This window comes from Streptomyces geranii (assembly GCF_002954775.1).
GTDB lineage: Bacteria > Actinomycetota > Actinomycetes > Streptomycetales > Streptomycetaceae > Streptomyces > Streptomyces geranii.
Genome location: NZ_PJME01000026.1, coordinates 1 through 13,106, shown reverse-complemented (window position 1 = coordinate 13,106; position 13,106 = coordinate 1). Strand labels below are relative to the sequence as shown.

Here is a 13,106-nt window from a genome sequence, read left to right as displayed (position 1 = left end):
GGACGAGTATCTGCCATCCACGAAAAACGTCCGGGCCGACCCGTGAGGGCCGACCCGGACGTCAGTGCTCGGCTGTGCTGTGGATCAGACGAGGTCGAAGCGGTCCGCGTTCGACACCTTGACCCACGCCTTGACGAAGTCCTTGACGAACTTCTCCTTGGCGTCGTCGCTCGCGTAGACCTCGGCGACCGCGCGCAGCTCCGAGTTGGAGCCGAAGACCAGGTCGGCGCGGGTGCCGGTCCACTTGACCTGGCCGGACTCGTCGCGGCCCTCGAAGGTGTTCTTGTCCTCGGAGGTGGCCGTCCACTCCGTGCCCAGCTCCAGCAGGTTGACGAAGAAGTCGTTCGTCAGCACGCCCGGGGTGTCGGTGAAGACGCCGTGCGAGGAGCCCTGGTGGTTCGCGCCGAGGACGCGCAGGCCGCCGACGAGGACGGTCAGCTCGGGGGCGCTCAGGTTGAGCAGGTTGGCCTTGTCGAGCAGCAGGTACTCGGCGGGGAGGCGGTTGCCCTTGCCGAGGTAGTTGCGGAACCCGTCGGCGGTCGGCTCGAGAGCGGCGAAGGACTCGACGTCCGTCTGCTCCTGCGTCGCGTCGGCGCGGCCCGGGGTGAACGGGACCTCGATGTCGTAGCCCGCGTCCTTGGCCGCCTTCTCGACGCCCGCCGCACCGGCGAGGACGATCACGTCGGCGATCGAGATCTGCTTGCCGCCGGACTGCGCGGAGTTGAAGGCATCCTGGACGCCTTCCAGGGTGCGCAGCACCTGGGCCAGCTCGTCGGGCTGGTTGACCTCCCAGCCGGCCTGCGGCTGGAGACGGATCCGGGCGCCGTTGGCACCGCCGCGCTTGTCGCTGCCGCGGAAGGAGGACGTGGCCGCCCAGGTGGTGGAGACCAGCTGGGAGACGGTGAGGCCGGTGCTGAGGATCTGCGCCTTGAGGGCGGAGACGTCGGCGGCGTCGACCAGCTCGTGCGTCACCTCGGGCAGCGGGTCCTGCCAGAGCAGCACCTCGGAGGGGACCTCGGGGCCGAGGTAGCGGACGACCGGGCCCAGGTCACGGTGGGTCAGCTTGTACCAGGCGCGGGCGAAGGCGTCCGCGAACTGGTCCGGGTTCTCGTAGAAGCGGCGCGAGATCTCCGCGTAGGCCGGGTCGAAGCGCAGCGACAGGTCGGTCGTGAGCATCGTCGGGAGCTTCGTCTTCGACGGGTCGTGCGCGTCCGGGATGATCGCCTCGGCGTTCTTCGCCACCCACTGGTTGGCGCCGGCCGGGCTCTGCGTCAGCTCGTACTCGTACTCGAAGAGGTTCGTGAAGAAGCCGTTGCTCCACTGGGCCGGCGTGCTCGTCCAGGTGACCTCAAGGCCACTGGTGATCGCGTCGCCGCCCTTGCCGGAGCCGTACGAGCTCTTCCAGCCGAAGCCCTGCTGCTCGATCGGCGCGGCCTCGGGGTCGGGGCCGACGGCGTCCGCCGGGCCGGCGCCGTGGGTCTTGCCGAAGGTGTGGCCGCCGGCGATGAGGGCGACGGTCTCCTCGTCGTTCATCGCCATACGGCGGAAGGTCTCGCGGATGTCGCGGGCCGCGGCGATCGGGTCCGGGTTGCCGTTGGGGCCCTCCGGGTTGACGTAGATGAGGCCCATCTGGACGGCGCCGAGGGGCTCCTCCAGCTCACGGTCGCCGGTGTAGCGCTCGTCGTCGAGCCAGACCTTCTCGGGACCCCAGTACACGTCCTCGTCGGGCTCCCACACGTCCGCGCGTCCGCCGCCGAAGCCGAAGGTCTCGAAGCCCATCGTCTCCAGCGCGACGTTGCCCGCGAGGATCATCAGGTCGGCCCAGGAGAGGTTCTGGCCGTACTTCTTCTTGACCGGCCACAGCAGACGGCGGGCCTTGTCGAGGTTGCCGTTGTCCGGCCAGCTGTTCAGGGGGGCGAAGCGCTGCTGACCGGCGCCGCCGCCACCGCGGCCGTCGCTGATGCGGTAGGTGCCCGCGCTGTGCCAGGCCATACGGATCATGAACGGGCCGTAGTGCCCGAAGTCGGCCGGCCACCAGTCCTTGGAGTCCGTCAGCACCGCCGCGATGTCCTGCTTGACGGCGGGGAGGTCGAGGGTCTGGAAGGCGGCGGCGTAGTCGAACTCCTCGCCCAGCGGGTTCGACACGGCCGGGTTCTTCGCGAGGATCTTCAGGTTGAGCGACTCGGGCCACCACTGGCGGTTGCCGCCGCCCTGGGTCGGGTGCGGGGCACGCGTGTGCGCGACCGGGCAGCCACCCGTGCCCTCGGTTTTCGCGTCGGTGACGATCGCGTCATGGTTCTCAGACATGGGAAATCCTTACTGCGGGGGTGGGGCGACTACCGTTGAAACCGACCCTACAATAGACAGAGTCCAAGTCAAGAAGTACGTCAATTCCGTACCCTATCGGAACCCGGACACCCACTGGTAAAATCCGTGTATTCCGCCGAACCTGAATAGGTGAACGATATGAGCGACCTGCTGGAGCGACTGCGTGGACGCGGCTGGCGGATGACTTCCCAGCGGCGTGTCGTCGCGGAGGTCCTCGACGGCGAACACGTCCATCTGACGGCTGACGAGGTGCACGCGCGTGCGGCTCAGCGGCTGCCGGAGATCTCTCGGGCGACCGTTTACAACACCCTGGGTGAGCTGGTGTCCCTGGGTGAGGTCATAGAGGTGGCGACGGATGGTCGGGCCAAGCGGTACGACCCGAACGCGCACCATCCCCACCAGCATCTGATCTGCTCCAACTGCGGGACGATCAGGGATGTGCATCCTGCGGGGGACCCGCTGGCGGACCTTCCCGTGGAGGAACGCTTCGGCTTCACTGTGTCCCAGGTCGAGGTGACCTATCGGGGGCTTTGTGGGGTTTGTGCGTAGGGGTTTTGTTTGATTCCGGGTGCGGCGCCGTTGGGGCTGGTCGCGCAGTTCCCCGCGCCCCTATCGGGCGCTTCGCGCCCTCAATCCGTCGCACAGCACCGTCAGTGCCAACCTTGGATCCGCCCCCGCGTTCGCTCTGTGCCGTAGCGCCAGTAGCAGGCCCGACAGCAGGGCCATCAGGTCCGTGATGCCGACATCGGCACGAACCGTGCCCGCCGACTGGGCCCGCGTCAGCAAGTGGCCGATCGTGCGGTGGAGGTCGGCTGAGGTCGCGTCGGCCGTTGCCTGGATCTCGGGGCCCGCGTGGGCGATCGCGTCGATCAGGTCCGCCTTCGTCACTGCGTCCGTCACCAGGCGGTCCAGGATCGTGAACAGGGCCGCGCCCGGGTCCTCCGCGTCGTAGAGCGCGCGCGCCTCGGCGAGGAGCGGGTCGAGTCGCTCGTGGACCACCGCCTCGAACAGGCCCTCCTTGGTCGGGAAGTGGCGGTACAGGGTGCCCGGGCCCACGCCCGCCCTGCGCGCGATCTCGTCCAGGGACACCGACAGCCCCTCCGCCGCGAACGCCTCCCTCGCCACCTCCAGCAGCCGGTCCCGGTTGCGGCGGGCGTCGGCGCGCAGGGGGCGGTTCGGGTTCTCCGGCGGCATCTGTGGGTCTCCCTCGTCGTGAATCTCGTACGCCGATCTCGTACGCCGCTTTAAGCGGGGCGCGGTCTCCGGTACGGTGTGGACAGCTAACCGGGGCGTGCTCTCCGATTTTAGCCCCGTTCCTCCCCGCAGCAAGGAGAACCCCGTGGCCACCCCCACTCCCACCCCCGGCACCGCCTTCCTCGCCCTCGACTACGTCACCTACATTGTCGACAACTTCAGTCACGACCCCTCCGTCGCCGAGCGCGCCGCGCGTGCCCTCGGTGCCGCCCGTACGGCCGGGCTGCCCGTCTTCCACGTCGTCCCGCAGGGCATGAGCGAGCAGATCCACCCCCTCCTCGCCCCCGCCGAGGGCGAGACCGTGCTCACCAAGACCAGCTTCAGCGCCTTCGCCAGCACCGATCTGCGGGAGCGGCTGGAGGCCGCCGGGGTCGGGCGGATCCTCGTCGCGGGAGTTGCCACGTCCGGGACCGTGCTGTCCACCACCCGGTGGGCCGTCGACACCGGCCTCAAGGTCACCGTCGTCGCCGACGCCTGCGACGACCCCGACCCCCAGGTCAACGCCGTGCTTCTCGACGAGTCGGTCGCGCCGAAGAGCTGGATCGGGCTGTGGCGTGTCGCCGATGTCCTGCCTGCGGACGAGATTCCCGAACTGCGCCCGTGAGCACGCCTGTTGCGGGGAGCGGGTGACTGGCCGGAACGTCGCCTGCTGTTGGGGCGGCCGTCACCGGGTGTCCCTACCGTGCGGGCCATGAGAAGACTTCTGATCATGCTGAGCGCCGCCGCGCTGACCGCCGGTTTCGCGGCGCCCGCCTCCGCCGAGGGCGCGGCCCATGGCGGGAGAACGCCCGCGACGTACGGCCGGGCCACCCTCACCGGCTTCGCCGCCCTCCCCGCCGAGACCTTCGTCCCGAACAGCGAGCCCTCCGGGGCCGCCATCGGCACCGGTCCCTTCAACGGCATCGCCGCCCCCTTCGCCGGCCAGCCCGTCCAGGGCTTCAGCGGCATCGTCAACCGGCACGACGGCACGTACGACGTGCTGTCCGACAACGGCTACGGCGGAAAGGCGAACAGCGCCGACTTCCTGCTGCGCGTCCACCACGTCAAGCCGGACACCCGCACCGGGAAGGTCACCGTCCTCGGCGGCTTCAACCTCAGCGACCCGTACCACCGCGTCCCCTTCGCCCTCACCCGCGCCGACCGGGTCCTCACCGGCGCCGACTTCGACGTCGAGTCGATCGTGAAGGCGTACGACGGGACCTACTGGCTCGGCGACGAGTTCGGGCCGTTCCTGCTGCACTTCGACAAGAAGGGGCGGCTCCTCGACGCACCCATCTCGCTCGCGGGCGTCAAGGCTCCCGAGAACCCCTACCTGAACGGCGAGACGCCCACCCTCGGCGGCAGCAAGGGCTTCGAGGGGCTGGTCCGGGGCGTCGACGGACGGCACCTCTACCCGCTCCTCGAAGGCACCGTCACCGGCGACACCCCCGGTGACCTGCGGCTCAACGAGTTCGACCTGCGGAAGCGGAAGTACACCGGCACGCACTGGACCTACCGCCTCGAATCGCCCGCCAACGCGATCGGCGACGCCATCGCCGTCGACCAGCACCGTTTCCTGATCATCGAGCGGGACGGCGGCCAGGGCGCCACCGCCAAGTTCAAGCGGATCTACCTCGCCGACAACCGGGACCGGAACGGCGACGGCCTGATGGACAAGACGCTCGTCGCCGACCTGCTGGACATCGCCAACCCGAAGAAGCTCGGCGGCTTCGGCGAGACCTTCACCTTCCCGTTCCAGACGATCGAGGACGTCGTCCTGCTCGACGACCGCACCCTCGCCGTCCTGAACGACAACAACTTCCCCTTCTCGTCCGGCCGTACGGCGGGCAAGGCGGACAACAACGAGTTCATCACCGTCCGCCTCTCCGACCGACTGCACGCCGACTGGCGCGCGTTCGTCTGACGGACGGCCACCAACTGGCCGGTCCGGTCCGTCTAGTCGGCTCCCAGCACCACCGTCCCGGACGAGCAGAACCATCCGCCTGTCCCCGACGCCACCGCGAGGCGCGGCAACCGCCCGTCCCCCGTACGTACCTGCCGCGCCTCGCCCACGTCCCCACGCAGCTGCCGTACGGCCTCCACCAGCAGGAACAGCCCCCGCATCCCGGGGTGTTGGGCCGACAGGCCGCCCCCGTCCGTGTTGACTGGCAGCTCACCGCCCGCCACCTTCAGCCGTCCCTTCGCCGCCTCCACGAAGGGGCCGCCCTCACCCTTCCCGCAGAAGCCGAGGTCCTCCAGCGTCACCAGCGTCATATAGGTGAATGCGTCGTAGATCTCCGCGAAGTCCATCTCCTCCGGCCGAACTCCCGCCCGCTCGAAGGCGATCCGCCCGCTCACCGCCGCCGGGGACACCGTGAAGTCGGCCCACTCCGACATGCTGACGTGCGAGACGTGCTCCCCGGTCCCGAGGACCCACACCGGCCGCGTACGGCAGTCCCGCACGTACTCCTCGGCCACCAGCAGCACCGCCGCGCCCCCGTCGGAGCGCAGACAGCAGTGCAGCTTGGTGAAGGGGTCCGCGATCATCGGACCGTCGAGCACCTCGTCGACCGTGATCGGCGTACGGAACATCGCCTCCGGGTTCAGCGCCGCGTTGGCCCTCGCCTGGACGGCCACCGACGCCAACTGCTCGATCGTCGTGCCGTATTGGTGCATATGGCGCCGGGCGGCCATCGCGTACTTGGCGATGAGCGTGTGGCCGTACGGGACCTCGAACTGCAGCGGCCCGCGCGCACCGAAGGAGAGATTGCCCGTCCGCCGGCCCGCCTTGACGTCCGCGCGGGCCGTGGAGCCGTAGACGAGGAGCACGGCGTTGGCGTGGCCGGCGGCTATCGCGTCCGCCGCGTGCGCCGCCATGACCTCCCAGGTCGAACCGCCGACGGAGGTGGAATCCACCCAAGTGGGGCGCAGGCCGAGGTATTCGGCGACCTCGGCGGGGGCCAGCGTGCCGAGCCCGGCGGACGCGAAACCGTCCACCACCTCCCGGCCGAGCCCCGAGTCCGCCAGCGCCCGGCGGGCCGCCTGGGCGTGCAGTGCGTAGGGGGTCACGTCGTCCACGCGCCCGCAGTCCGACAGGGCGACTCCGGCGACCGCCACTTTCCGGCTCACCATCGACCTCGCCATCGACGCATCATCGACTCACCATGAATCTGACGGTATATCAGCTCAGGCTCTGTGCGGCAGAGGGCGTCCGCCCTAATATGACGAACCGTCAGATCCCGCTGAGCGGGCGCCGCGGACGCCCAGGAGGGGCAGGTCATGGACACCCGCTTCACCCCTGAACAGGACCACATCCGCCGTACCCTCCGCGAGCTGCTCCGCAAGCGCTGCTCGCCCGGTGACGTACGGGCCGCCGTCGACACCCCGGCCGGGCACGACCCCGCCCTCTGGACGGCCCTCGCCGAACAACTGGGCCTCCCCGCCCTGGCCCTCCCCGAGTCGTACGGCGGTGTCGACGGCGCCACGATCACGGAACTCGCTCTGGCCGCAGAGGAGTTGGGCCGAGCCCTGGCCCCTTCCCCGCTCCTGGCGACAGCCGTCCTCACGGCCCCCCTGATCACCGCCCTCGGCACCGAGGCCCAACGCGCGGACCTCCTCCCACGCATCGCCGACGGCACCCTGACCGCCACCCTCGCGGTCCCCGGCACCGCCCTGGCCACCGTCCTCTCCCTGACCGGCGAACCGAGCCGGGACTGGGCCGGGGGAGGCCGCGCCGGAGGCGTCCAGGCGACCCAACGGGCGGACGGCTGGCGCCTGTTCGGCCAGGTGAGCCAGGTCCTGGACGCCCACAGCGCCCAACTCCTCCTGATCCCGGCCCACACAGGCGGCTACGCCCGCTCCCACACCCGCTTCTACTTGGTCCAGGGCAACCCCACAGGCCTGACCCGCACCCGCCAAACGACCCTGGACCCGACAAGACCCCAAGGCCGCCTGCAACTACGGAACGTAAAAGCGGAGTTGCTGGGAGACGCCGTCAAGGGGCGCGAGGAACTGCGCGACCAGCCCCCACCCACGGAAAGCCAAACCACTGCCCACCTGCCCCGACTAGGAGACACGGCCGCCACATTCCTCGCCGCGGAAGCAGTCGGCGCAGCCACCCGAATCCTGGAACTGACCGTAGAACACGCCATGCAGCGCGAGCAGTTCGGCAGACCGATCGGCTCCTTCCAGGCCGTGAAACACCACCTCGCCGACGTCTACGTACAAGTCCAAGCAGCCCGCTCAGCCGCCTACTACGCGGCCTGGGCAACCGCCCGCGAGGGAGAGCGAGCAGGCGGCCTCGCTCTCGCCCAGGCCCTCGAATCCCTCCGCACCGCCGCCGCCGAGGGCATCCAACTCCACGGCGGCATCGGCTTCACCTGGGAACACGAAGCCCAGCTGTACTTCAAGCGCGCCGCAGGCGACGAGCTGCTGTTCGGGCCCGTGCACCGGCTCCGCGCGCACGCGGCCGACGCCGCGAGGCTCTTCGACGAGTTCGACGCGGGAGAGGTGACCGTCTGATGCCAGTGACTGCGGCCAGAGTCGTGAAGGCGGTGCAGAGGGTCTCCTCGGCCCCCGCCTTCGCCCGGATCGCCCCGCACGTGATCCCCGCCCTCGACCGTGCCGTACACCGACTGACCAGGGGAAAGGTGCTGCTCAGCGCCCAGCTGCTGCCCGGCGTCGTACTCACCGCGCGCGGCGCGAAGAGCGGGCTGCCGCGACGTACCCCGCTCGCCTGCATGCCCGAAGGCGGTGGCGGTGAGAGCTGGCTGCTGATCGGGTCCAACTTCGGCCGTACCGGTCACCCTGCCTGGACCGCCAACCTCCTCGCCCATCCGGACGCCGAGGTCAGCTGGAAAGGGGAGGACATCCCGGTCACCGCCCGGCTGCTGGCCGGTGAGGAACGCGCCGCCGCCTGGAAGGCGCTGCTCGCGTTCTGGCCGCCGTACGCCACCTATCAGGCGCGGATCGAGCGGGAGATACGGATCTTCCGGATCGTACGGCAGTGAATCAGTGAATCAGTGAGTCGGCGAGTCAGCGAGTCAGAGAGTCAGTGAACAGCTGAGCCGCTGAACGCCTTTGTCCGGCAGGGGAGATGCGCGACAGGCGGTGGCCCTCCGGCCGGGACCGGAGTGAACCACCGCCTGCGTGACAGGACTTGAGCCCGACCGGGCTGCCGAACCTGGAGTAAGTGGGCGTGCGCTATTTCGTCGGCTTCTTGCCGGTCACGCCCAGGTGGACCAACAGGGCCAGGTTCGGCTTCAGTTCGGCCTGTTTCACGCCCCAGGTCTGGAAGCCGCGCTGGTGCGAGGCCACCGCCGCGAGCATCGCGACGAGGGAGCCGGCCATGGCGGCGGGGTTGACGTCCTTGTCGACCTTGCCCTTGGCCTGCAGCTCGGTGACCGTGTCCGTAAGGGAGTTGTTCACGGAGTTGAGGATCTTCATGCGGATCTTGTAGAACCGCTTGTCGCCCTCGGCGGCGCCCAGATCGACGACCCTGAGGATCGCGTCGTTCCTGCGCCAGAACTCCAGGAACCCGTCCACGAGTTCCTGGGCGGTCTGCCACCCGGCCTTGCCGACCCATGACCGCCCGGCGAGCAGCTCGGTCAACCCGGCGCCCTCCGTGGCCATTTGCTCGGCGATCTCCAGGACGGCGCCTTCGACGTCCGGGAAGTACTGGTAGAAGGTCGCGGGTGAAGTCCCCGCCTTCCGGGCGACATCGATGACTTTGACGTCCCGGTAAGGGGAGGAGCTGAGCATCTCGCTGAGGCAGTCGAGCAGCTTCTGCCGGGTCGCCTGCCCACGCCGGCCGGCCACACGGCCGTCGACGGTACGCACTTGTCCTGTCATGCCGTCAGCTTACCGAGGGGTGATCGGAGCGCGATTCGGCCGACTGCAAATGGGGTGCAATGGTGATCTGTGAGCGGTGAGAGACCATCTGAGGGGCCCCTGGGAGACGGCTGTGCCTGGTCCGGCCCCTGATCCTCCCGCGGCCCCCGCCGCTGCCCTGCGGGATGCGTGAAGGACCGTTAACTTGACGGTATGGCCGAAAACAGGGCATCCGCCCGCACAGAGGGCGTCCCGTGCTGGCTGGACGCCCAGCTGCCCGACGTAGAGGCGGGCAAGCGCTTCTACGGTGAGCTTTTCGGGTGGACCTTCCAGGAGAAGGAGGGTCTGGTGCGGGCCCTGCGCGACGACGAGCCCGTCGCGTCCCTCGCCCACAAGGCCGACGGCCGCATGCCCACCGTCTGGACGGTGTACTTCGCCACCCCGGACGCCCACGCCCTCGTCGCCCGTATCCACGCGGCCGGCGGACAGGTGATCACCGCGCCGGTTCCCTTGGGGGAGCTGGGCACCACCGCCCTGGCGACCGACCCCGAGGGGGCCGTCTTCGGGCTGTGGCAGGCCGGTACGCACGCCGGTTTCGGGCGCCGGCACGAGCCCGGCACCTTCGCCTGGGCCGAGCTGTACGCCCGGGACACCGCCGTCGCCAACACCTTCTACGGCAACCTCTTCCACGAGGCACTGTTCGGCCCGGACGCGGCCCCCGACTTCGGCCGGGCCGACGTCTCCGAGGTGTTCCCGGCCGAGATGCCGCCGCATTTCCTGGTCCATTTCGCCGTCGAGGACATGGACGAGGCCCTCGGGGCGGTCGCCAGGCTCGGCGGCCGGGTCCAGGCGACGCCCTTCGACACTTCGTACGGGAATGTGGCGGTCGTCACGGACAACCAGGGGGCGTCGTTCGCACTGCTCCGGAAATGAGCCGCTGGGAGCGGGTACGGGCGGTGTACGGGCGGGGTAGGAGCACCTGTGGAAGCCCCCTCGGAAGGGTGTTTTGAGCCGACTTGTGTGGAGACACCCCGTTCCGGACCCGAGTTCGCAACCTGTGCCCCGGCCAGGAAGAATCGGGGTGCGTGCCGCCAAGGCGGTGGCGGTGGTGAGACGCTGCACGGGGTCGCGTACATATGTGTAGGTGACGCGGCTCGTACGGGGAGGTGGCAGGCAAGTGGTGGATCAGCTGACGCAGCACGATCCGCGGCGGATCGGGCCGTTCGAGGTGCTGGGACGGCTGGGTGCCGGCGGCATGGGGCTGGTCTATCTCGCGCGCTCGGCCTCCGGCCGCCGTGTGGCGATCAAGACGGTCCGGACGGAGCTGGCCGAGGACCAGCTGTTCCGGGTGCGCTTCACGCGTGAGGTGGAGGCGGCGCGGGCCGTCTCCGGCTTCTACACGGCCGCCGTCGTCGACGCCGATCCGCGGGCCGCCGTGCCCTGGCTGGCCACCGCGTACGTGCCCGCGCCCTCGCTCGAAGAGATAGTGAACGAGTGCGGGCCGATGCCGGCCCAGGCGGTGCGCTGGCTCGCGGCGGGCGTCGCGGAGGCGCTGCAGTCCATCCACGGCGCCGGGCTCGTCCACCGCGACCTGAAGCCGTCCAACGTGCTCGTCGTCGAGGACGGGCCCCGGGTCATCGACTTCGGTATCGCGTCAGGTGTGTCGAACACGCGTTTGACCATGACGAACGTCGCCGTCGGTACGCCCGCCTACATGTCCCCCGAGCAGGCGAAGGACTCGCGCAGCGTCACCGGCGCCAGTGACGTGTTCTCGCTCGGCTCGATGCTGGTCTTCGCGGCCACCGGGCACGCCCCCTTCCACGGCGCCAACCCGGTCGAGACGGTCTTCATGCTGCTCCGGGAGGGCCCGGACCTCGAAGGCCTGCCCGACGAACTCCGGCCGCTCATCGAATCCTGTATGCAGATGGAGGCGACGGGCCGCCCCAACCCCGCCGACCTCCAGGCCCAGCTGGCCCCTCACCTCTTCGGCTCCGGCTCCGACGACAGCGGTACGGCGTCCGCGTGGCTGCCCGAGCGCGCGGTGACCCTCATCGAGACGCGGCGCGGCGGCCGTCCGGCGCCGAAGCCGCAGGCGTCCGGTGGCCGCAGCGGAGGCGGTGGTGGAGGTGGCGGTGGCAGGTTGGCGATCCCGCCGCCCCCGTCCCACGACCCGCCGCCCTTCGGCGCCGGTCCGGGACAGGGTCTGGGTCCGGGACCGGGGCTCGTACCCGGCCCCATGCCCGCCCCCGTACCCACCGGAGCGCCCGACACCGGCCCCGTACGCCTCGCCGGTGCCCCCGTGCCCATCGGCCCCGGCCCGCGCGTCGCCGACGTGCGCGCCACCGCCGTACAGGCACCGCCGCCGGAGGCGGGCCTGGTGGCCTCCTGGTCGCGCCCGCGACCCGGCGTCAACGGCGCCGACCCGAACCCGCTGCCGGTCGCGCCGCCGCTGCCCCCGGAGTCCCCGGCGGGCTGGCGCCCCTGGCGTTTCCGCATGTCGAACGACGTCTGGGGCACCCCGTCGGTCGCCGGTGACCTCGTCTACGTCACCTCCTTCGAGGTGCACGCCCTCGATGTGATGACGGGCCGCCGGCGCTTCAAGACGAGGGACGTCGCCTGGTCGATGGCGGTCGCGGACGGCCGTATCCACGCCTCCGACGGACCCACCCTGTTCGCGCTCGACGCGCGTGAGGGCATGGACCTGTGGCGGCTCTCGACGGACGCCTGGGTCTACTCCCTCAAGGCCGACCGGGGCACGGTCGTCACCGGTACGCGCGGTGGCGGCGTCCAGGGCTGGGACGCGGCGACCGGCCAGAAACTGTGGGAGCACGGCGGCGCCCAGACTGACTTCGAGTCCCCGGAGGCCGGACCCCAGGTCCACGAGGGCACGGTCTTCGTCTGGCAGGACGCCAGACTGCGCGCCCTGGAGGCCCGTACGGGTGACGAGCGCTGGTCCTACCCGATCGGCGACGCCACCTCCTGCGGCGGGGTCCCGGTCCGGCTGACCCCGGGACCGGACGGCCAGGTGTACGTCTCCGCAGGCACCCGCGTCCTCGCGATCGACGTCGCCGGCGGCCATGTCCGCTGGCACTTCGAGGCCCCGGCGGTCTTCCTCTCCCCGCCCACCTTCGCCCCGGGCCCGGCGGTCACCGGCGGCGGCGTGTACCTCGCCGACTACCTCGGTACGGTGTACGCCCTCGACGCGGCGGACGGGCGGGACCGGTGGCGGATCGCGACGGAGTCGCGGGCGTCGATCGAGCCGGTGCTGGTCGCGGCGGGGCATGTGCACGTCGGCAGCGGCAAGGGTCTATACACCTTGGACGCGGTCACCGGTACCCCCAAATGGCGCTTCCAGGCGGGCGGCGACATCGTCGGCGCCCCGGCGGTGGCGGAGGGGCGCATCCACTTCGGCTCGACCGACCATCTGCTGTACACCCTGAAGGCGGACGACGGCCGGTTGCGGTGGAAGCTGGCGACCGGTGGTGAGATCACCGGGGCGCCGGTGGTCAAGGACGGTGTCGTGTACGCGTGCAGCAAGGACCGGTGTGTGTACGCGCTGGACGCGGAGAAGGGGACGGGGACGGCTCGTACGGGGTGAGTTTCTTCGCCCCCGCCGCCCCTACCCGTCCCATCCCTGGGGGCTGCCGCCCCCGGACCCCCGCTTTGTCCTCAAGCGCCGGACGGGCTGGAGGGTGGGACGGGCCTGGGGTGGGTGG

Annotated in this window: 11 protein-coding genes; 7 read left to right on the top strand and 4 right to left on the bottom strand. The window is 70.4% G+C overall.

The window, feature by feature from the left end; all coding sequences use genetic code 11:
- Positions 1-84: 84 nt before the first annotated feature.
- Positions 85-2,307, bottom strand: a complete 2,223-nt coding sequence (gene katG, locus CW359_RS27650) for a catalase/peroxidase HPI (protein WP_105972872.1) — start codon at positions 2,305-2,307, stop codon at positions 85-87.
- Positions 2,308-2,466: 159 nt separating this feature from the next.
- Here katG and CW359_RS27645 point away from each other — a divergent pair, with 159 nt between their 5' ends.
- The gene (locus CW359_RS27645; protein WP_105972871.1) at positions 2,467-2,877 is read left to right on the top strand and encodes a Fur family transcriptional regulator; all 411 of its coding nucleotides are present in this window, start codon (positions 2,467-2,469) and stop codon (positions 2,875-2,877) included.
- A 60-nt stretch (positions 2,878-2,937) separates the two neighbouring features.
- Here the strand turns inward: CW359_RS27645 and CW359_RS27640 are convergent, their stop codons facing one another.
- A complete protein-coding gene (locus CW359_RS27640) occupies positions 2,938-3,522 on the bottom strand; it encodes a TetR/AcrR family transcriptional regulator (RefSeq protein WP_105972870.1) in 585 nt (194 codons plus the stop codon).
- Positions 3,523-3,667: 145 nt separating this feature from the next.
- Here CW359_RS27640 and CW359_RS27635 point away from each other — a divergent pair, with 145 nt between their 5' ends.
- Both CW359_RS27635 and CW359_RS27630 read left to right on the top strand, forming a co-directional pair.
- Positions 3,668-4,186 (top strand): cysteine hydrolase family protein, encoded by a 519-nt coding sequence (locus CW359_RS27635; RefSeq protein WP_105972869.1) that lies wholly within the window; start codon positions 3,668-3,670, stop codon positions 4,184-4,186.
- An 87-nt stretch (positions 4,187-4,273) separates the two neighbouring features.
- Positions 4,274-5,485, top strand: a complete 1,212-nt coding sequence (locus CW359_RS27630; protein WP_269805611.1) for an esterase-like activity of phytase family protein — start codon at positions 4,274-4,276, stop codon at positions 5,483-5,485.
- A 32-nt stretch (positions 5,486-5,517) separates the two neighbouring features.
- On the opposite strand, the gene CW359_RS27625 is transcribed toward CW359_RS27630, so the two are convergent.
- Positions 5,518-6,705 carry a thiolase C-terminal domain-containing protein gene (locus CW359_RS27625; RefSeq protein WP_232838622.1) on the bottom strand — a complete coding sequence of 396 codons (1,188 nt, stop codon included), beginning with the start codon at positions 6,703-6,705 and terminating at the stop codon, positions 5,518-5,520.
- Positions 6,706-6,840: 135 nt separating this feature from the next.
- Between CW359_RS27625 and CW359_RS27620 the strand changes: the two genes are divergently transcribed.
- Together CW359_RS27620 and CW359_RS27615 are read left to right on the top strand one after the other, a co-directional pair.
- Positions 6,841-8,082: an acyl-CoA dehydrogenase family protein gene (locus CW359_RS27620; RefSeq protein WP_105972867.1), complete on the top strand. Its 1,242-nt coding sequence runs from the start codon at positions 6,841-6,843 to the stop codon at positions 8,080-8,082.
- Complete coding sequence (locus tag CW359_RS27615; protein ID WP_105972866.1) at positions 8,082-8,570, top strand: nitroreductase family deazaflavin-dependent oxidoreductase; 489 nt, start codon at positions 8,082-8,084, stop codon at positions 8,568-8,570. The genes CW359_RS27620 and CW359_RS27615 overlap by 1 nt, the downstream gene beginning before the upstream one ends.
- A gap of 193 nt (positions 8,571-8,763) precedes the next feature.
- On the opposite strand, the gene CW359_RS27610 is transcribed toward CW359_RS27615, so the two are convergent.
- Positions 8,764-9,411 (bottom strand): TetR family transcriptional regulator, encoded by a 648-nt coding sequence (locus CW359_RS27610; protein ID WP_105972865.1) that lies wholly within the window; start codon positions 9,409-9,411, stop codon positions 8,764-8,766.
- 192 nt (positions 9,412-9,603) lie between these two features.
- On the opposite strand from CW359_RS27610, the gene CW359_RS27605 reads away from it, so the two are divergent.
- Positions 9,604-10,323 (top strand): AfsK-binding protein KbpA, encoded by a 720-nt coding sequence (locus CW359_RS27605; protein WP_105972864.1) that lies wholly within the window; start codon positions 9,604-9,606, stop codon positions 10,321-10,323.
- Between the two features lie 244 nt (positions 10,324-10,567).
- Positions 10,568-12,988, top strand: a complete 2,421-nt coding sequence (locus CW359_RS27600) for a protein serine/threonine kinase AfsK (RefSeq protein ID WP_105972863.1) — start codon at positions 10,568-10,570, stop codon at positions 12,986-12,988.
- The last annotated feature ends 118 nt before the right edge of the window (positions 12,989-13,106 follow it).

What these genes read in the sequence shown, in the direction of transcription:
- katG (WP_105972872.1), bottom strand. Translation starts at nt 2,307, where the DNA reads ATGTCTGAGAACCATGACGCGATCGTCACCGACGCGAAAACCGAGGGC.
- CW359_RS27645 (WP_105972871.1), top strand. Translation starts at nt 2,467, where the DNA reads ATGAGCGACCTGCTGGAGCGACTGCGTGGACGCGGCTGGCGGATGACT.
- CW359_RS27640 (WP_105972870.1), bottom strand. Translation starts at nt 3,522, where the DNA reads ATGCCGCCGGAGAACCCGAACCGCCCCCTGCGCGCCGACGCCCGCCGC.
- CW359_RS27630 (WP_269805611.1), top strand. Translation starts at nt 4,274, where the DNA reads ATGAGAAGACTTCTGATCATGCTGAGCGCCGCCGCGCTGACCGCCGGT.
- CW359_RS27625 (WP_232838622.1), bottom strand. Translation starts at nt 6,705, where the DNA reads ATGGCGAGGTCGATGGTGAGCCGGAAAGTGGCGGTCGCCGGAGTCGCC.
- CW359_RS27620 (WP_105972867.1), top strand. Translation starts at nt 6,841, where the DNA reads ATGGACACCCGCTTCACCCCTGAACAGGACCACATCCGCCGTACCCTC.
- CW359_RS27615 (WP_105972866.1), top strand. Translation starts at nt 8,082, where the DNA reads ATGCCAGTGACTGCGGCCAGAGTCGTGAAGGCGGTGCAGAGGGTCTCC.
- CW359_RS27610 (WP_105972865.1), bottom strand. Translation starts at nt 9,411, where the DNA reads ATGACAGGACAAGTGCGTACCGTCGACGGCCGTGTGGCCGGCCGGCGT.
- CW359_RS27605 (WP_105972864.1), top strand. Translation starts at nt 9,604, where the DNA reads ATGGCCGAAAACAGGGCATCCGCCCGCACAGAGGGCGTCCCGTGCTGG.